The sequence below is a fragment of the Thermotoga petrophila RKU-1 genome (genome assembly GCF_000016785.1).
Lineage (GTDB): Bacteria > Thermotogota > Thermotogae > Thermotogales > Thermotogaceae > Thermotoga > Thermotoga petrophila.
Window position 1 is genome coordinate 1020847 of sequence record NC_009486.1, and the last position, 19005, is coordinate 1039851.

Here is a 19005-nt window from a genome sequence, read left to right on the forward strand (position 1 = left end):
TTAGCAGAAGAAACACAGAATTTGCCCTTTTTTGGTTTATAATGTAAAATGAATATGAACCGCAAGTTTCAGGAGGGATGGCTGATGGCAGAACATATAATAACACTTGTCTTATCTGGAGAAAGGCTGGATGTTACCACTTCAACGCCTTTTGTTGTGGCTCTCAGGGATCTCCTCTACGAAGGAGACTGGGAACTCTTAAAAGAAGATATGAAGAAAAAAGAAAACATAATGAAAGAAGTACAAACCTGCGAAAAACTGGAGAAGGTGGTTCATCTCGATGAGACCGTTTATGAACCTCTCATCTTTCCCGAATTTCAAGAATGGCTCAGAGAAGAGAACATAACCCCAAAAGATTTCAAAAATGTCTCTCTCAAGGGTCTGTACGATCTTGCGCTGGAGTACGCTGATCGAAACCTTTACGATATAGCGCATGATATCATAAAGTTCATGCTCGACATAGACGAAAACTACGCTCCAGCCTACGAGCTGAAAGGCTCTCTTCTCGTTGAGCAGGGCAAGATAGAAGAGGGAATAAAATTCCTCGACAAGGCCGTGGAGATAGATCCCTGGCTGGTTCAAGCGTACGCCTCTCTTGGGGAAGCCTACTACAACCTGGGTGATTATGAGAAGGCAATTCATTACTGGGAAAGAGAACTGGAATACAATCCGAACGACAAGATCACATACTTCATGATCACGGAAGCCTACTATGAAATGAACCGCAAAGACCTCGCTGTGAAAGCGCTGGAGCGCCTTTTAGAAATCGATCCAGATAATATACCTGCCCTGTACCAGCTTTCGCAGCTTTACAGAGAACTCGGCAACGAAGAAAAGGCACGGGAAATGGAAGAGAAGATCATGAACTGTAAACCCAAGTATCCCACAGAATTAGAACCATGGGCTCGCGTGATGCTGAAACACGGAAGATACAAAGAAGTTGCCGAAGAGCTTGAAAAGATCGTTGAATCCTCTCCGCTGAACACCCTGGCACGGCTGCTCCTCGTGGTTCCCTATGTGAAACTCGGTCAAATCGATAAGGCGAGAGAAATCCTCGATGATATTGGACAGAACAATTTCTGGTATTATTATGGAAAAAAAGAGGTACTGGACGAACTTCTCACGGAGGAGGAAAAACGGGCTTGTGGTATCTCCTGACGTTCGTGATAGGCACCATAATTGGAAGTTTTTTGAACGTTGTCATATACAGATCTACGAAGGAGGATCTCAAGCTGTGGGATCCTCCTCATTCATTCTGTCCTAACTGTAAAAGGAAAATAGAGTGGTACGACAACATTCCCGTTGTCAGCTACATTCTGCTGAAAGGAAGATGCCGGCACTGTGGATGGAGAATCCCGATCAGATACCCCATCGTGGAGATCTCAACAGGGGTTTTGTTTCTGATAAATCGCGCCCTCATAAAAGATACCCTGCTGTTTGTATCTTCGTGCGTGATTGCCTCTGCCCTCATCGCGATATCACTCATAGACCTTGAAACGTTCCTGATTCCGGATTACCTGAACTTTACCGTTCTGATCTTTTCCTTTGTGGTGGCCTTGAGAACCTCCTTTCTGGAACATTTGATCTCTTTTCTCATTGTGACAACCATATTTTTGGTTTTGAAAGTAATGTACAGAGACGGTCTGGGAGCAGGAGACGTGATCCTTGCGATGGGAATAGGCTTCCTCCTCCCACCAGTTCCTTCCATTTTTGCCATCTTGATCGCTTCAATTTCTGGAATACTCTATGCACTGATCAAAGGAAAAGGTAAAATGGATATAAAAACGCGTATACCGTTCGGACCTTTCCTCGCCCTTGGAGGATACACTCTCTTTCTCATATCGTACGGAATGGGGTGGTTGTAGTTGGCAAAAGTGTTTCTGAAGAGTATAAATCGAAGAATCTCAGGTGGTCACCTATGGATTTTCTACAACGAGATTCTAAAAGTTGAAGGGGAGTATGAAAACGGAAGCGTTGTGGATGTTTTCAGACCCGACGGTTCTTTTTTCGGAAAAGGATACATAAACGACAACTCGAAGATCAGGGTGAGAATCCTTGCCTGGAACAACGAAGTCATCGATCGAAATTTCATAAAGAACAGGATAGAGAGCGCTCTGAAGAGGAAGAAAAAACTCGTGAAAGAAACGACGGCCTTCAGAGTCGTGCACAGCGAGGGGGACTTTCTGCCAGGTCTCATAGTTGACCTTTTTGGGGATTATCTTGTCTTTCAAATAACGACTCTGGGAATGGAGAAGATGAAAGATTGGATCCTGGATAGTCTCATCGAGATATTCAAGCCGAAGGGAATATACGAGAAATCCGAGGGCACTTTCAGGGAGAAAGAAGGACTTGAAAATCGATCGGGATGGATCTATGGTGAAGGTCCTGAACTGATAGAGTTCGAGATGAACGGCTTCAAATTCCTTGCTGACACCAGAGGACAGAAAACGGGTTTCTTCTTGGACCAGAGGGAAAATGCCAAAATGGTGATGGATCTGGCCGAAGAGAAAGTCTGTCTGGACGCGTTTTCTTACACTGGAAACTTCGCGGTGCATCTCCTCAAAGGAGGAGCGAAACACGTTACCCTCGTTGACTATTCGGAGAGGGCTCTCGAGGTTGCCAGAGAGACCTTGAAACTGAACGGTTTTGACAGCAGCAGGTACGATCTACTTCCGGGAAACGCTTTCGATATCTTGAAAAGCTTCGACAGAGAAGGACAAAAGTACGATCTCGTGGTTCTTGATCCTCCATCTTTTGCGAAGAGTTCGAGCAATCTGGAAAGTGCAAAAAGAGGATACAAGGAGATAAACCTGAGAGCGATGAGGATATTGAAAAAACCAGGTGTTCTCGTGACCTCTTCCTGCACTCAGATAGTTTCTGAAGAGCTGTTCAGAGAAATCCTTTTTGATGCGTCCTTCGACACGAAAACGAGTTTGACCGTTTTGAGAAGGGGAGGGCAACCTCCTGATCACCCAGTTCTCATGAACGTTCCAGAAACGCAGTACCTGAAGTTTTATATCCTTCAGGTTGACAAGAGGTGATGGATGTGTTCTCCGATCGCGTCCTGCTGACCGAGGAAAGCCCAATCAGAAAACTGGTTCCCTTCGCTGAAATGGCAAAGAAGCGAGGAGTAAGGATACACCACCTGAACATAGGACAGCCCGATCTGAAAACTCCCGAGGTGTTTTTTGAGCGCATCTACGAAAACAAGCCGGAAGTGGTGTACTACTCTCACTCTGCGGGTATCTGGGAATTGAGAGAGGCTTTCGCATCTTACTACAAAAGAAGACAGAGGGTAGATGTGAAACCGGAAAACGTTCTGGTGACGAACGGTGGAAGCGAAGCCATTCTTTTTTCATTCGCTGTGATAGCAAATCCTGGTGACGAGATCCTCGTTCTGGAACCGTTCTACGCGAATTACAACGCTTTCGCGAAGATCGCCGGTGTGAAATTGATTCCCGTAACGAGGAGAATGGAAGAAGGATTCGCCATCCCTCAGAACCTCGAAAGTTTCATAAACGAAAGAACGAGGGGAATAGTACTTTCAAATCCCTGCAATCCGACCGGGGTGGTTTATGGAAAAGACGAGATGAGATATCTCGTGGAAATAGCGGAAAGACACGGACTCTTTCTGATCGTCGACGAGGTGTACAGCGAAATCGTGTTTCGGGGAGAATTCGCAAGTGCCCTCAGCATTGAAAGTGACAAAGTCGTAGTGATAGACAGTGTATCGAAGAAGTTCAGCGCCTGTGGGGCGAGGGTAGGATGTCTGATCACGAGAAACGAAGAATTGATATCACACGCCATGAAACTGGCTCAGGGGAGGCTCGCTCCACCTCTGTTAGAACAAATCGGATCCGTTGGTTTGCTGAATCTCGACGATTCCTTTTTTGATTTCGTGAGGGAAACGTACAGAGAGAGAGTCGAAACAGTATTGAAGAAACTCGAAGAACACGGTTTGAAACGTTTCACAAAACCCTCAGGTGCCTTCTACATAACCGCGGAACTCCCCGTGGAGGACGCGGAAGAATTCGCAAGGTGGATGCTGACAGATTTCAACATGGATGGTGAAACAACCATGGTCGCTCCCCTGAGGGGATTCTATTTGACTCCAGGGCTTGGAAAAAAAGAGATAAGAATCGCGTGCGTGCTTGAGAAGGATCTCCTTTCCAGGGCCATTGACGTGTTGATGGAAGGTTTGAAGATGTTTTGCTCGAGCCGCATCTCCTGTTGAAAAAATGTTCATCAAGTATCGCAGGAGGTTATTGAAAGTGACGGAAAAAATGGAAAAACTCATCAATCTCCTCGAGATTTCTCTGGTTGTTCTCCTTTCCAGCTTCTCTTTTTTAGAAATTCTCAAAGGCAACTTACTGTCCCTTGCCTACCCCTGCCTCGTTTTCGCCGTGTTTCTTTCCCTGTTTAGGCGAAGATGGTACAGAAATTTGAAGAATGAGATGAACGAGAAGAGTGAAGAGATGTCTGCAATGAATCAAGAACTCACAGCGTTAAACCAGCAACTCACAGCCGTGAATCAGGAGCTGGAAGCCTCTTACGAAAGCCTTCAGATCCTCTCCACCCAGCTGGCCAGAATCATGGAAACCATGGGAGAAATGGATCTTGAGGTCGATCCTGTTCCTACTCTTGAAAGGATTTTTTACGATGTGAAGAAACTGGTAGAACCGCTGTCGGGACTCGAGTTGAAAAACTCACAGAGATCCATTGCTGTTGGTGAATTCACAGAAAATCTGCTCTACAAAGAAGCCGGAAAGACATCCGCCAAGATCTTTGTAAGCAGAGAACTCGAAAGGGATGAAGAAATGTTCCTGAACTCCGTTCTGAATTTTTCCCTCTTTCTTCTGAACGCCCACGATTCGTATCTTGAGGTTATGAAGAACAGAGACACGCTCTCAAGGATGATCAGCTCTCTGGAAGAGGTTTTAGGTGTTTCAAGAAGAACAGAACTCATAGAGAAGATACTACACTATTTGAAAGACATGTTCCCCGGCATCGTGCTGTCGTCCGTTTCTCTTCTCGAAGATGGAAAAATAAAAACCTTCTTTCTGAAAAACGGCCAGATCGAGGTGGTCAATCTCAAAAGAGGTATCGTGGTAAAGGCTTTTGAAACAAAGAAAGATCTTTTCGTGAACGATGTGAGGGACTTCCCAGAATTTTACGATGTCACGAATGGAAGAACAAGATCCGCGGCCGCCATCTTCTTCGAGTACGAAAACACTCCCCTCGTCCTCGAAATTGAAAAGGATTCGGAAATCACTGAATACGAACTCTCATCCCTCAAAATGATGGCGAGAATCCTGGCGATCTTCTTCTCACGTTTGAGCCTCTACAGGAAACTCCGAAAAACCTTTTTCCAAACAATAGAAGCGTTCTCGTACGCGGTGGAGTTAAAAGATCCCTACACCAGCGGACACAGCCTGAGAGTCGCTGATTATTCACAGGAAATAGCCAGAAGAATGGGTCTTCCAGATCAGGTGGTGGAGAGAATCAGGATAGCCGCTGTTCTCCACGATATAGGAAAGATAGGTGTCAAAGGTGCCATTCTCAACAAAACCTCTAAGCTCACAAAAGAAGAATACGAAGAAGTGAAGAAGCATCCAGAACTCGGTGAAAAACTGATCAGCAAAATCGAAGACTTCTCCGATATAGCGAAGATAGTGAGACACCATCACGAATGGTACAGCGGTCAGGGATACCCGGATGGACTTCGCGGGGAAGAAATACCGTTGGAATCGAGGATCATCGCCATAGCTGACGCATTCGATGCGATGACCAGCGACAGACCGTACAGAAAAGCCATGGATAGAAAAACAGCCCTCGAAATTCTTCGCAGAAACGAGGGATCCCAGTGGGATCCTGAAATTCTGAAGATCGCCTTAGACTACTTCAGCGGACTCTGATGAACTTCATCCCCAACTTTTCACACACTCCATCGTTCAATTCGTCGTCCCCGTACATAACACAGTCTTCCGGAGAAACTCTCATCTTTTCACATATCTCGAGGTAGTACCTCGGATCTGGCTTGCAAAAATGGAAGCTCTCCATGTCCGTTATCAAGTGAAAATCGTCTTCTGACAATCCAATCCAGTTCAGTCGCTTCAAAATAGCGATTCTTGGAAAGACAGGGTTCGTTGCCAGAACAACCTTCCCTTCTTTTTCCTTCTCTTTCAGAAGATCCACTATCTTCCTCACAGGTTTAACCGTATCTTTGAGCGAATCGAAAAGTTCGCTTTCATAAAACTCCATGAAGAGTTCTTTCCATTTCTCTGCACACTGTGACGTTCTCTTTCCAAGGCATTTCATGTATCTCTCCAGATTGGTTGATCCATCGGGATTCCTGGTTATTTCCTCCACACAGCCAAGAACCAGCTCTGGAGAGATCGAAACACCTCTATCTCTGAAAAAAGAAGTGAGTTTCTTAAAATATTTCTCTGCGAACCCGTTGTCTTCGGCCAGTGTGCCGTCGTAATCGAAAAGGAAAATTCTCACACTCATCCCTCCTTTTTAACTATCCTAACACTGGTTCGATGATAGAATCTTTAACGGGAGGTGACCGGTTCTGGAAAGAGAAACCATCGGAATAAAACTTCTGAGAGGAGATCCCAGAAAAGCCATAGTGAAACTCTCAATCCCCATGATGCTTGCCATGTTAGTTCAGACGATTTACAACCTGGCCGATGGTATTTGGGTTGCGGGACTGGGGCCTTATGCGCTGGCAGCGATAGGATTGTTCTTCCCTGTTTTCATGGTGATCATCTCCCTCGCCGCAGGTATAGGGGTTGGAGCGAGTTCGGTGGTGTCCCAAAAGATCGGAGAAAGAGACAAGGAAGGAGCAGATACCGCGGCTTCTGTTTCCATCCTGCTTTCAATCGTCATTGGTTTTTTGAGCATTGCTGTTATCCTTCCCTTTATTTCTGACATCCTCAGTTTCGCGGGAGCTCAGGGGGAAACTCTCAGACTGGCCCTCGAGTATTCGGTGATCCTCGTGTATTTCATTCCCCTTATCATGTTCAACAACGTAGCAAACGGTGTTTTCAGAGGTGAGGGAGACGCGAAAAGAGCGATGGTGGCCATAACTATAGGTTCCCTTCTGAACATAGGTCTGGATCCCGTGTTCATCTACGTCTTCGGTATGGGGGTCAGAGGAGCAGCGTACGCCACCGTAGTATCAATCGCTGTTTCTTCCCTTCTGATTGCGTACTGGATGTTTTTCAAGAAGGACACGTACGTATCCTTCCGTTTGAAATGGGATGGAGAAATTCTGAAGAGAATATTGAAGATCGGTATTCCGGCTTCCCTGGCGCAGGCCTCGATGTCGGTGGCGATCTACGTGCTCAACGTCTTTGCGGTGAGGGCAGGAGGAGACTACGGAGTTGCGGTTTTCACGAGTGCGTGGCGTGTTATAAATTTTGGGACTGTCCCGCTCATCGGAATGGCCATGGCCGTGACATCCGTTACAGGTGCCGCTTTTGGTGAGAGAAACGGAGAAAAACTCGAAACGGCACATCTCTACGCCGTGAAACTCGGATTTTTCGTAGGGCTGGCAGTGATGTTCACAATCTTGATTTTTGCCCCATACATCGCTAGGCTGTTCACTTATTCTCAGGAAGGTGAAAAATTATACAGCGATCTGGTGAAAGCCCTCAGAATCCTGAGTCTTTTTCTTCCAGGTGTTCCATTTGGAATGTTCACCTCCTCCATGTTTCAGGGAGTGGGTCAGGGACTCAAAAGTCTGATTGTCACCATCATGAGAACTGTGATTATGCAGGTTGTCTTTTCGTGGCTGTTCGTCTTCGTTCTGAGAATAGGACTTGTGGGAGTCTGGTGGGGCATAGTCCTTGGAAACGCCACATCGGCTTTCATCACTTTCAACTGGGGAAGGTTCACAGTGAAACACCTCAAAAGAAATTTTCAGAAAAACATCGTATAGGAGGGGTTTGAATGCTCAAGTTGGAGGCCAATTATTCTACGATCGAGAAGATCGTTCTGAAAAGCACCGAAGGATTTTCTCAATTCTCACTTTCGAAGGAGGATGAAAACCTTAAAGTGAAACTGAAGCACGGTTCCTTCCCTTTTTCCCTGTCGGTGAAAGTCAAAGTAGTATCGACGCAGAAAACACCCGATGATCCCATCATCCTGAAAGTAGGTGTGCCCTCTTTCCTAATGGAAATGCTGAAAAGCAGAATAGAGCGAGAAGGACTGGAAGTTCACGGGAACGAGATTCACATCTACCCCAAAAAGATAGCAAGATTTCTCGAGGATCTGATCGTATCGAGATTGGAATTCGAAGACGACAGAGTGATACTTCACCTCGAGGAGGTCTGATCCTTGGCGACCTTCTGCAGAGGCTGACAGTTTCTGAGGATGAAGTATCTGGAAGCCTCTATTTGCTGTATGGCCTTTACATAGCCATCTAAAAACTCCACGTACCTTTGAGGAGTACCATTTTTTCTGTCGACAGCCAAACTCTTATCCAGTCTACCGTCCCATGAGACAATGAACACTCGGTTGTCGTCTATGAAAGATCCGTCCGGAACGTGATATCTCAAAGCAGCAAAACCATGTTTCGCGTTCAGAAGATCCTGCCCCATGAAGAAACCTTCTCTGTAATTTATTCCCATCACGTTCAGGATCGTGGGAAGAAAGTCTATCTGTCCTCCAGGGATGTTGACCACCCTACGAATGTTCTCTCCAGGGATGTGGATAGCAAAGGGAATATTGAGGGCGATTTCGAAAGAAAATTCTCTATCCAGGATCTCGGGTATCTTCGTTTTGACTTCCCTGTTGAATGGATACAGGCCCGCGTGGTCACCGTAGAGAACGATCACAGAGTTTTCGTAGAGGCCAGCTCGTTTCAATTCATCAAGAAAAACACCGAACGCTTCATCGGCGTAATGTATAGCCTGCAGATAGTGTCCAACGATGGTATCTGATATGTCTTCAGGAAGTTCGAGTTTTCTGTGCTCTTCAGGAATAACAAAGGGAGTGTGACTGGATATAGTTATCAAAAAAGCGTAGAAGGGTTGTGGATAGTTTCGCAGTTTCTGAACAGCCTGCTTGAAGAAAGAAACATCTGCCAGTCCCATCCCGAAAACCTCATCCTGTTGGAAATCTTCAAGACTCACGAATTCATCGAAACCGATATGTTTGTAAACCTCTTCTCTGTTCCAAAACCAGCCAACGTTTCCATGAAACGCTATTGTGTGATAGCCGTTTTGTTTCATAATTCTGGGCAAAGCAGGAAGGTTTATCACGGGGTACTCTTCATAGACCACACTGTCTCCCAGTGTGTGAAGAGAGGTGTTCACAACAAACTCGGCGTCGGCTGTGTTCCCGCTCCCCACCTGCTGGTAGCAGTTCGAGAAATAGACGGTTCCGGAGTCTCTCAAAAATGAATTTATGTTCGGCGTGATCTCTTGCCCGTTCACTTCAAGACCGATCACGAAATTCTGCAGCGATTCCATCTGAACGACTATCACGTTTTTTCCTTTTCCTATTCCAAAGAGGATTTTTTGAGAGGGTTCAGCTGTTTCACTTCTAACGGAAGAAACCGCCAAATCGTTGTTTTCTTCTTTCTTGTTCACAAAGAGATTGATGATGTCCTGAACGTGATAATCAAAAACACCGTATCTGTTGAAGACAAACTTCGACTGCAGATTCTGAGAGGTGTGGACGGCACCGAGAAAGGTGAAAGACAGAACCAGGACAAAAAGCGATGACAGAGAAAACGTTCGCTTCGTATTTTCTTTGAAGAAGAACCACACAAAAGGAAGATCTGCCACAAAGAGAAGAGAGTACAAATCGATGAAGTACTTGATTTCACCGCCGAGATCTCCCACCTGAGGAAGCAGAACTACTTCCTTAATGGATGGAAGGTTTCCAAAGTTCTGAAAGTAAAGAAAATCAACGAACAACAGAAGGGAGAGCACCGTGTAAAGAAGCTTGTGCCCTCCCTTAAAAACCAGAAGCAGCAACATCAACCATCCTGCGGTACTGAAAACAACGGAAACGCTGAAAGAACTCAAAGTAGGTACGTAGAAAAGAACGATCTTTGCTGCCAGAAAAACTATCAGAAGATAGTCGCTCATTTCATTCTCCTGTCGATGTAGAAGGTGTAGATTCTTCTGATGCTTTCATGGCTTCGAGAATTGATTCCACCTGATTGTAGGCAGACTCGTAATCCATGAAATTTGGATCGATTTTTTTCATCTCATCAAGGTAATACTTCGCAGACGTGGGATCGTTCAGTGCAAGGCTCATATCGTAGAGCATGTAATAAGAGTCGAGACGTATGCTGGTAGAAGCGTCCGTTGCATTGGCCACTGTGTAGAGACCGAGAAGAACCCCAAATATCTGGTTCGGATCGTAGGTTCCAGTTGACAGATAAGGTTTGATTTGATTGTAAAGATTGGCGTAATAGTTGTACTTGATGTTTATGTCGTTGGGGTGCAAGCGGTACGCGTATTCCAGTACATACGTGGAAGACGGGTAGTTCTCGTAAAGATAATCCACAACTGCTCTTTTTTTGTTTTCCAACTCTGCTTTTTTCTTTTCAAGCTCTTCTTTTCTTGCGTCGACTTCCTCGATCGAAAGTTTCCCGTACTTCTTTATAAGATCCTCATCTGGTTCCTGAGAATTTTCAAGCGCTGTTCTGTACTGAGTCAATTCGGCTATCTGTTTGGTGAGTTCCTGGATCTTGCTGTCGGAGAGAAGGACGAAGAGAGATTTCAGCTCATCAGATGTTTCTGTTACCAGGTTTTCTCCCTGGAAGAGAAGGTTCGCCAGTTTTCCGTAGAGGTCTTCTTCGTTCTTGAAGTACTTCCACCAGTATTCAAGAACCTGATCGTTGAACGCGTACGATAGATTTTCTTCCTTCATGAACTCTTCCAACCACTTCTGGAATTTTTCCTGTTCCAGCTTCGTTTTCACATCACTGTACGCGTCGCTGTTCTCGAAGGCGTTGAAATCTGTGAGAACCGAGGAAGTCTTCACCCTGAACACGTACCACTGATCGAGGAAAAAGAACGGTCCAACAATCGAACCTGGAGTGGCACTGAACAGAGCCGTGTCTATTTCATCCGGGAAAATCCCCCTTGTAGCGTTGGAAAAAGGTTGAACAGTAACATTCATACTGGAAGCTGCTTCATCGAAACCCACCTCACTTGCTTTTGCAATGAACCCCTGAGCCGTGGAACTGCTGTCGAACGACACAGCTTCTATGTCAACTCTGTCGTACTGCTTCTGAAGGTCTTCCTTGTTTTCCTCGAAATATTTCTTTATTTCATCCTCGGTGACAACTCCCACTTTTTCCTGAACCTTCTTGATGGTGAGCTGAACTCGAATTTGAGGCTCCAGGTAGTTCTTCTCGTAGTTCGAAAGACTTCCGTACGTTCTCTCTATCCGGTTGAGCTGATTTTGATCGTTCTTTATTGTTTGGATAACGTTGTTCACTTCCTGGTTGATTTCTTTCTTGGAAGGCTTTATGTCGTTCTTTTCCGCATAGTAAAGAACCACTTTCTGCTGGAGAAAGACGTCCGCTATCAGAGCTTTGAGTCTGGGTTCCTCAAAAAGTGGATCTAGAGATATGATCTGATAAGAACTCAACAGGTTGGAGTAATAGTCGTTCACTTCCCACGGCATGAGCCAATAGGTGGAATCGTTCAAAGCCGTTCCGTCTTTTGTGATGTAAGCGAGACTCTGTTCGAGGGTGTATTTAACGTTGTTCTGGGTGTTTCTGAGGTTGATCGACACCGACCACCAGATCATACCCGCCACGAACGCAATGGCGACTGCCCAGATAATAACCCCTTGCCACTTTTTCATCCATTTTCTCATTCTTCAAACCCTCCTTCGAATTCCGCCTCTTCTTCCTCGAATTTTTGGGGTTTCACAATTGGGAAGGGAATCACATCCCTTATTGTGGGGGAATCTGTGATGAACATGAAGAGCCTGTCAAGACCGATTCCCAGTCCTCCCGTGGGAGGCATTCCATACTCGAGGGCCCTCACAAAATCGAGATCCATCATGTGTGCTTCTTCGTCCCCCTCTTCTCTCATTTTCGCCTGTTCGAGAAATCTCTGGTATTGATCAACGGGATCGTTCAGCTCACTGAACGCGTTCGCGATCTCCCTTCCAAATATGATGAGTTCGAACCTTTCCGTGAGTCTAGGATCCTCTCGGTGTCTTTTGGCAAGAGGGGAAATCACCACAGGATGATCGATTATGAAGGTGGGATTCACCAGTTCTTCTTCCACCAGATCTCTGAGTTTATCTATGAGGTGTGCTCTGTTCTTTATTTCCAGTTCCACTCCATATTCTTCGAGCTTCTTCAACAACACTTCATCGGGATCTTCGAGGATGTCCACCCCGAGTTTTTCTTTGAGAAAGTCTCTCATTCTCACTCTTTTCCAGGGTGGTGTGAAGTCTATCTCCTTGCCCTGGTAGGAGATTTTCAAGGTGCCGCATGTTCTTTTCACAACTTCCACTATCAGTTCTTCAGTGAGATCCATCATATCGTTGTAATCCGCGTAAGCCTGGTAGATTTCTATGCTGGTGAACTCGGGACTGTGTTTGTAAGATATTCCTTCGTTTCTGAAGTTCTTTCCTATCTCGTATATCTTCTCAAAACCGCCGATGATCAACCTCTTCAGGTAAAGCTCCGGTGCGATTCTCAGATACATATCTATATCAAAAACGTTTAGGTGGGTCACAAAAGGTCTCGCTTCCGCACCACCTGTGACGTAATGGAGGATAGGCGTTTCCACCTCGATGAATCCCCTGCTGTTGAGAAATTCCCGTATCACTTGAACAGCCTTGAAGCGCTTTCTGAACCTCTCAATAGCCTCGTCGCTTACGATGAGTTCGAGGTACCTCTGCCTGTATATGATTTCCTTATCTTTTATGCCGTGCCACTTCTCGGGCAAGGGACGTAGAGCCTTACTCAGAAGCGTGTATTCTTGAACGTAAATGGTCAACTCTCCGGTTTTGCTTTTGAACGGAAAGCCTCTTACTCCTATAAAGTCACCTATTTTGACGTGTCTTTTGAAGAGATCCATTTTTTCCTTTCCAACAGAATCTGCCCTTACGTAAGCCTGGATTCGACCTGTGTCATCTTTCATGTGAAAGAAGGCCGTCTTTCCATGGTGGCGTATCGACATGACTCTCCCTGCGAAAGAGAGTTTTTCAGATTCAAGAACTTCTCCAGCTTGGAGATAGTCGTACTTTTCCCTTATTTCCCTGGCAGTGAGTTCTTTTTCGAATTTGTAAGGATATGGCTCTATACCCATGGAACGAAGTTCCTGTATCTCATTGAGTCGTTGTTCTTTGAACTCTTTTAACACACAACCACCTCCGTTACTTGTTCATTACCGCCATCACCTGATAACGCTGAACGCCACTGGGAGCTTTTACCTTTACCACATCTCCCACCTTTCTACCGAGAAGGCTTTTGCCCAGTGGAGAGTCGGAGCTCAGTTTTTGAGCGAAAAAGTCCGCTTCCTGAGGTGTGACGATTCGAAACTTGTGTTCTTCACCGGTATCCAGGTTCTTTATAACAACCCATTTCCCCAGTGTAACCTCGTCGCTTTCCTCAGAATCTTCTATGATCTCTGCGTTGCTCAGGATCTGTTCGATCTCCATGATCCTGCTTCCAACACGTCCCTGTTCGTTCTTCGCAGCTTCGTACTCCGAGTTTTCCGACAGATCTCCGAGTTCTCTCGCTTCTTTTATTCTTTCAGAGATCTCGTACATGAATTTCCTTTTCAGATCTTCCAGTTCTTTCTTCAGCTTCTCATAACCCTCACGGGTGAGACGGACTTTCTTCATTGTTCTTCGCCCTCCTTCTCTCTTTTTAGTTCTTTCACGATTTCCAAAAATTGATCCACTTCCCTGAAATCACGATAGACTGAAGCGAATCGTACGTAAGCAACCTGATCCAGTTTCTTCAACTCCTCCATAACCAGTTCTCCTATTCGTTTCGTTTCAACTTCGAAGGATCCTTCTTCTCTGAGTTTCAAGCAGATTCTGTTCACAGCTTCCTCGATCTGCTCGTAGGTGACAGGTCTCTTCTCACAAGCTTTTATCATACCATTTTTTATCTTTTCCCTGTCAAACTTCTCCCGCCTGCCATCCTTTTTTACAACAAGAACAGGTGCTTCTTCGTATCTCTCGTAAGTGGTGAATCTTTTACCACAAGAAGAGCACTCTCTGCGTCTTCTGATAGCGGTTCCATCGAGAGTGGGCCTCGAATCAAGCACTCTTGTGTCCATCGAACCACAAAACGGGCACTTCATTTTACATCACCAAACCTTTCAGCTATTTTGATAATTCTTTTCAGTTTCGAGTATATTTGAGATTTTGTGAGATTCAACTTTTTCCCCAGCTCTCTGAGTGAGAGCTCTTTGTTTTTCAATCGAACCAGGGCGACTCTTCTCAAATCTTCGGGTAAGTTTTCGAGTCCCATGTTCTCTTTTATAACCTCTATCGCACGTATCTGACGAGCTGTACTGTTGGCCGTTCTGATGGCGTTCGCTTCTATAAAGTTTACTGTTCTGTTCACATCACCGATCACTTTTCTTTCAGTGACGATTCGATCTATCTCTTCAAGCTTTCTCTGAACCCCTACGGCTTCGAGGAACACAAGAATATCCTTTATAGACTTTATATAAAGTTTTCTTGTATTCCTGAGTTCTACAATGCCTGCGTTTATGTTGAAGAAATCTTTCAAACTTTTCTTTGTGAGAGCGAGCGTTTCTTCCTCAAACAGATTGATTTCCAGATGATAATGATACCTTGGATTCGTCATGGATCCTCCGCTGAGAAACAACCCTCTCAAAAATGAAACAAATAGGGCTACGTCGAAGAACGGTTCTATCACCATGAAACTTTCCGAATACTCCGCGGTGATTTTTATGTACCTCTTCTTTATGTTGTGTGATTTCTCTACAATTATCTCCGAAACGGGTTTTGAGAGATACTTCATTAAATTCAAAAGCCGCCTCGAGGCGGCAAAAGAATGCAAAGAAAAAACGATATGCCTGCTCTTGACGTCCAGATCACCTCGCGCTTTTATGAAACCCAATAGTTCCGCTATAGCCTCATCACGACTTCCAAAAGGGACGTTCACGAGTTCCTCTTTTATCTCCTCAGAGAAAGTTCGCCTCAAGAGGCTCACCACCTCGAAATTCTCTCTATCACATCCGCCAGCTTCACAGAGTCGTGTCTTATCTTTCTTTGACCATCTGAGGGGTCAACTATCTCTACAAGAAAGGGCTCTGCCAGAATGGTGTTCTGTATGTTTTCAGCGTCGATCTCCACGAAATCGCTTCCCTCTTTTCTATACCTTTCGAGCACCTCTTCAGAGGGCTTGCGGGTGTTCACCAGCACGAAATCCACGTTTTGCTCCAGGTACCTTTCGAGTTCTTTGACGTGGTCCGAAACCCTGTATCCTGTTGTTTCACCTGGCTGGGTCATGAGGTTACACACGTATATTTTCTTCGCTCTTGATCTTTTTATCGCATCCTTCACACCGTTTACGAGAACGTTTGTGATGATACTCGTGTAGAGACTCCCTGGACCAAAGATGATGATATCGGCCCTTTCAATCGCCTCGAGGACTTCAGGAAGGGCATCGATCGGTCTATCCAACCTGACTTCGACTATTTTTCCACCTTTTCTAACAATATTCGTTTCACCGATCACCTCTTCCCCATCTTCGAACTTCGCCACAAGTCTTGCGTGGTCTTCGCTCACAGGTAAGACTCTCCCCTTTATAGCGAGCACTCTCTCTAAAATTCTTATGGCCTCCGAGAAACTTCCTTCGATCTTGGTAAGAGCCGCTATTATCAGGTTCCCCAGGCTGTGTCCTTTCAAAGATCCTTCATTGAAGCGATAGCTCATGAGCTTTGCAAGGAGGTCTTCGTCTTTTGCCAGAGCCACGATGTTGTTTCTCACATCACCTGGAGGGGGTACGTTCAACTCTTTTCTTAACTTTCCGGAGCTTCCTCCCTCATCCGTGACTGAGACAACAGCGGTTATTTCAAAAGAATCGATGTTTTTCAATCCCTTCAAAAGAGTAGAAAGCCCCGTCCCTCCACCTACAGCAACCACATTCACAGCTCACACCTTCTCTATATCTCTGTGCTTCTCAATGACCGTAAAACCTTCTCTTTCCAGCATTTCTTTCAGTCTATGTGTGATGTACACGGATCTATGTTTGCCACCGGTACATCCTATCCCTACAGTGATTATCCTTCTTCCAGTCCTCTGATACTCTTCTATCGCTACCTTGAGTACTTCAAAGATCTTTTCGATGAACTCTTCCACCACCGGATAATTTTTGAAGTACGCTTCTACCTCGCTGTCCAACCCCGTTTTCGAAGAAAGTTCCGGTACGTAGTGTGGATTCGGAAGAAAACGAGCATCAAAAACGAAATCCGCGTCCATCGGGATTCCGTGTTTAAATCCGAAACTCATTATTCTGACAGAGGTTCCACCGGCTTGGTTCACGAGAAAATGCGCCAGGGTTTCGCGCAGTTGATGCGTGTTCATCCTGGTCGTATCTATAACAACATCCGCTATTTCCTTTATATGAGAGAGGATTTCCTTCTCTTTCTCTATGGCGTCTTCCAGCCCTAATCCGTCCTTTTGAAGAGGGTGTCTTCTTCTCGTCAGAGCGTATCTTCTTAGGAGTTCTTCCGTGGACGCCTCCAAAAAAATCACCAGAGCGTTCGTTTTCTCCTTTATCCTCTCAACCGTTGATATGGGATCTCCGAGGTGTTCGCTTCGCACATCAATAGCCATCGCCATCTTTTCGAGGTCAGAACTCATGAAGAGCTTCAAGAGTTCCTCCAGTATGTTACCGGGAACGTTATCAACACAGAAATACCCCAGATCCTCAAGAAAACCCATTGCAGTGGTTTTACCCGCCCCCGAAAGCCCAGATACAACGACTATTCTCTTCAAGGTTTCCGATCACCCTCCCTGAGTATTTGAGAGAGTTTTTTCTTCAGATTTTTGATTCTCTCACTCATTTTCACGTTTTCGAGCACGGTGTTGGCCAACATGACGAACAGGATGTTATCTATCCCCACTTCATCGATGAATTCTTCGTACCGCTTGAAGTCTTTTTCTATTTTCTCTATGGTTTGATTGACTATTTCCAGATCCTCATCCGTAACGAGATTGTACACTTTTTTTCCAAGTCTAACGCTTATTTTCTTCTTCATCCTGTATCATCCCCTGATCGGTTGTGAGGGAGAGAAAACGCTGAATTTTCTCCACGAGTGTGTTCAGGGACCTTTTGTGTTGCTCGATGGTCTTTTCCAGTTGTTCCTTCTCCTTTTCTAAGTGAAGTACCCTCTCGTTCAACTGTTTCACCTTCGACCACAGTTCCCTATTTTCTTCTTTCAGCTTTCTGTAATCCTCTATCATTGAATCGAGAATCCTTTCAAGGTCCTCCAGTTCTTTCATTTGTTTTCCCTCCTTCGTGATTATATTAACACATCACGAATCGTTTTTATCACCAGGTTTTCAGGTACTTCAAGACCACGCAGCAGGATCTTTGCTCCCCTTTCGGTGTAGTTCATCTCAACGAGTTCCAGTCCTATCATCTCCGCAACTCTGAACACGTTGTTCAATTCCTGATAACCTATCTCCACTTCGAACTCTTTCATGAGCCTCAGCCTTCTCAGCTCTGCCCCCTTGACCGCCATCTCAGCAGCCGAAGAGTAAGCTTCTATGAGTCCACGAACACCCAGTTTCACTCCACCGAAATATCTTGTGACAACGATCGCTGTGTTCATAAGATCGTATTTTTTTAAAACCCCGAGAATGGGTCTGCCCGCCGTTCCACTCGGCTCACCATCGTCCGAACTGTGTTCAAGGATACCGTTTGGAGAGAAAATTCTGTAAGCCCAGCAGTTGTGAGTGGCATCCCTTTTCGAGACTTCTTTCAACTTCTCACGAAAGTCTTTCTCGTCCTTTATCGGAAAGATCGTGGCATAGAATTCTGATCTCTTAACGTTGATCCTTTCTGTGTGGGGTCTCACCACCGTCTTCCATTCCACCAGATTTCAACCTCCGTTTCCAGCTCCACACCGTATTTCTCTTTCACCTTTTTTCTCACAAACTCGATGAGTTTCATCACGTCATCGAAAGTGGCATTCCCTGCGTTCACAATGAATCCCGCGTGTTTTTCCGATATCTGAGCCCCTCCAATTCTGTAGCCCTTCAAACCTAAGGATTCTATGGCCTTTCCCACGTAGAAATCCTCTCTTGGCCTTTTGAACACACTTCCCGCACTTGGAAGATCGAGGGGTTGTTTCTCCAAACGCCTCTTTATATAATCGTCCATCTTCGCTTTTATGACTTCTTTCTTTTCTCTTTTGAAACTCATCATCACACGTGTTATGATCGATTTCTCTCTTTTAAATGTACTGTCTCTGTAGCCGAAAAAAATCTCGTTCTTCGAAAGCCAGGTCCTTTTTCCATCTCTTAGAACCTCGACCGCTTCGACGAACTCCCCGATCTCTCCTCCGTACGCTCCCGCGTTCATATAGATGGCTCCGCCCACGCTCCCCGGTATCCCGTACGCGAACTCCAGTCCTCCAAGCTCCGCTTCCATCAAAAATAGACAGAGTCTTTTCAGGGGAGTTCCACTTTCCACCAGTACCTTTTCTCCCTTTATTTCAATTTGATTCAGTCTTTCTGTTTTCACCACTGCGATGTCCAGATCGTCATCTTGAACCAGAAGATTCGTACCAAGTCCCATCATTTGAAACGGGACATCCCCCAGAACATTGATGGCTCGCTCCAGGGAAAAAACATCGTTTGGAAGGACAAGATATTTCACCCTTCCTCCGATTTTTATGCTGGTGTGGCAGGAAAGCTTTTCGAACATTCGCACGTCACAGCCTGTTTTGTAAAGGGATTCAAAGAGTTTGTCCAAAGATATCCCTCCTTAAACTCTATAGTATAATTTCAAACTGGGAG

The 19005-nt window shown here is 45.4% G+C and carries 20 protein-coding genes; 7 read left to right on the forward strand and 13 right to left on the reverse strand.

The annotated features are described in order from the left end of the window. The first annotated feature begins 84 nt into the window (after positions 1–84). From TPET_RS05045 to TPET_RS05065, 5 genes are read left to right on the forward strand one after another with little or no spacing between them, the layout of a single operon-like run. Positions 85–1158 (forward strand): tetratricopeptide repeat protein, encoded by a 1074-nt coding sequence (locus TPET_RS05045; RefSeq protein WP_011943546.1) that lies wholly within the window; start codon positions 85–87, stop codon positions 1156–1158. Further along, entirely contained in the window at positions 1143–1865 is a 723-nt protein-coding gene (locus TPET_RS05050) for a prepilin peptidase (RefSeq protein ID WP_011943547.1), read from the forward strand. The genes TPET_RS05045 and TPET_RS05050 overlap by 16 nt, the downstream gene beginning before the upstream one ends. Then, positions 1866–3041, forward strand: coding sequence for a class I SAM-dependent rRNA methyltransferase (locus TPET_RS05055; protein WP_011943548.1), 1176 nt, complete (start codon positions 1866–1868; stop codon positions 3039–3041). Beyond that, the gene (locus tag TPET_RS05060) at positions 3041–4234 is read left to right on the forward strand and encodes a pyridoxal phosphate-dependent aminotransferase (RefSeq protein WP_012896332.1); all 1194 of its coding nucleotides are present in this window, start codon (positions 3041–3043) and stop codon (positions 4232–4234) included. The genes TPET_RS05055 and TPET_RS05060 overlap by 1 nt, the downstream gene beginning before the upstream one ends. Positions 4235–4271: 37 nt before the next feature. Further along, positions 4272–5915, forward strand: a complete 1644-nt coding sequence (locus tag TPET_RS05065) for an HD-GYP domain-containing protein (protein WP_011943550.1) — start codon at positions 4272–4274, stop codon at positions 5913–5915. On the opposite strand, the gene TPET_RS05070 is transcribed toward TPET_RS05065, so the two are convergent. After that, positions 5902–6504: an HAD family hydrolase gene (locus TPET_RS05070; protein ID WP_011943551.1), complete on the reverse strand. Its 603-nt coding sequence runs from the start codon at positions 6502–6504 to the stop codon at positions 5902–5904. The genes TPET_RS05065 and TPET_RS05070 overlap by 14 nt on opposite strands. Before the next feature lie 127 nt (positions 6505–6631). On the opposite strand from TPET_RS05070, the gene TPET_RS05075 reads away from it, so the two are divergent. Beyond that, on the forward strand, positions 6632–7945 hold the full coding sequence (locus TPET_RS05075) for an MATE family efflux transporter (protein WP_011943552.1): 1314 nt from the start codon (positions 6632–6634) through the stop codon (positions 7943–7945). Positions 7946–7956: 11 nt separating this feature from the next. Then, positions 7957–8340, forward strand: coding sequence for a hypothetical protein (locus TPET_RS05080; RefSeq protein WP_011943553.1), 384 nt, complete (start codon positions 7957–7959; stop codon positions 8338–8340). Here the strand turns inward: TPET_RS05080 and TPET_RS05085 are convergent. The 12 genes from TPET_RS05085 to murB are packed head-to-tail and all read right to left on the reverse strand — an operon-like array spanning position 8322 to position 18961. Further along, positions 8322–10103 carry an LTA synthase family protein gene (locus TPET_RS05085; protein WP_011943554.1) on the reverse strand — a complete coding sequence of 594 codons (1782 nt, stop codon included), beginning with the start codon at positions 10101–10103 and terminating at the stop codon, positions 8322–8324. The two genes, TPET_RS05080 and TPET_RS05085, sit on opposite strands and share 19 nt — an antisense overlap. A gap of 1 nt (position 10104) precedes the next feature. Beyond that, positions 10105–11850 (reverse strand): peptidyl-prolyl cis-trans isomerase, encoded by a 1746-nt coding sequence (locus TPET_RS05090; RefSeq protein ID WP_011943555.1) that lies wholly within the window; start codon positions 11848–11850, stop codon positions 10105–10107. Beyond that, positions 11847–13355, reverse strand: a complete 1509-nt coding sequence (lysS, locus tag TPET_RS05095) for a lysine--tRNA ligase (protein WP_011943556.1) — start codon at positions 13353–13355, stop codon at positions 11847–11849. The genes TPET_RS05090 and lysS overlap by 4 nt, the downstream gene beginning before the upstream one ends. 13 nt (positions 13356–13368) lie before the next feature. Then, on the reverse strand, positions 13369–13839 hold the full coding sequence (gene greA, locus TPET_RS05100; RefSeq protein ID WP_011943557.1) for a transcription elongation factor GreA: 471 nt from the start codon (positions 13837–13839) through the stop codon (positions 13369–13371). Next, positions 13836–14306 (reverse strand): transcriptional regulator NrdR, encoded by a 471-nt coding sequence (gene nrdR / locus TPET_RS05105; RefSeq protein WP_004082223.1) that lies wholly within the window; start codon positions 14304–14306, stop codon positions 13836–13838. Before nrdR ends, greA begins: the two co-directional genes overlap by 4 nt. Next, positions 14303–15187 carry a DNA-binding protein WhiA gene (gene whiA / locus TPET_RS05110; RefSeq protein WP_235231204.1) on the reverse strand — a complete coding sequence of 295 codons (885 nt, stop codon included), beginning with the start codon at positions 15185–15187 and terminating at the stop codon, positions 14303–14305. The genes nrdR and whiA overlap by 4 nt, the downstream gene beginning before the upstream one ends. Further along, on the reverse strand, positions 15184–16128 hold the full coding sequence (locus TPET_RS05115; RefSeq protein ID WP_011943559.1) for a YvcK family protein: 945 nt from the start codon (positions 16126–16128) through the stop codon (positions 15184–15186). The genes whiA and TPET_RS05115 overlap by 4 nt, the downstream gene beginning before the upstream one ends. 3 nt (positions 16129–16131) lie before the next feature. Then, positions 16132–16977 (reverse strand): RNase adapter RapZ, encoded by an 846-nt coding sequence (gene rapZ, locus TPET_RS05120; protein WP_011943560.1) that lies wholly within the window; start codon positions 16975–16977, stop codon positions 16132–16134. Further along, positions 16974–17240, reverse strand: coding sequence for a hypothetical protein (locus TPET_RS05125; protein ID WP_011943561.1), 267 nt, complete (start codon positions 17238–17240; stop codon positions 16974–16976). Before TPET_RS05125 ends, rapZ begins: the two co-directional genes overlap by 4 nt. After that, positions 17218–17484, reverse strand: coding sequence for a DivIVA domain-containing protein (locus TPET_RS05130; RefSeq protein ID WP_011943562.1), 267 nt, complete (start codon positions 17482–17484; stop codon positions 17218–17220). Before TPET_RS05130 ends, TPET_RS05125 begins: the two co-directional genes overlap by 23 nt. Before the next feature lie 20 nt (positions 17485–17504). Continuing rightward, a complete protein-coding gene (locus TPET_RS05135; protein ID WP_011943563.1) occupies positions 17505–18080 on the reverse strand; it encodes an IMPACT family protein in 576 nt (191 codons plus the stop codon). Then, entirely contained in the window at positions 18059–18961 is a 903-nt protein-coding gene (gene murB / locus TPET_RS05140; protein WP_011943564.1) for a UDP-N-acetylmuramate dehydrogenase, read from the reverse strand. The genes TPET_RS05135 and murB overlap by 22 nt, the downstream gene beginning before the upstream one ends. Positions 18962–19005 lie beyond the last annotated feature (44 nt).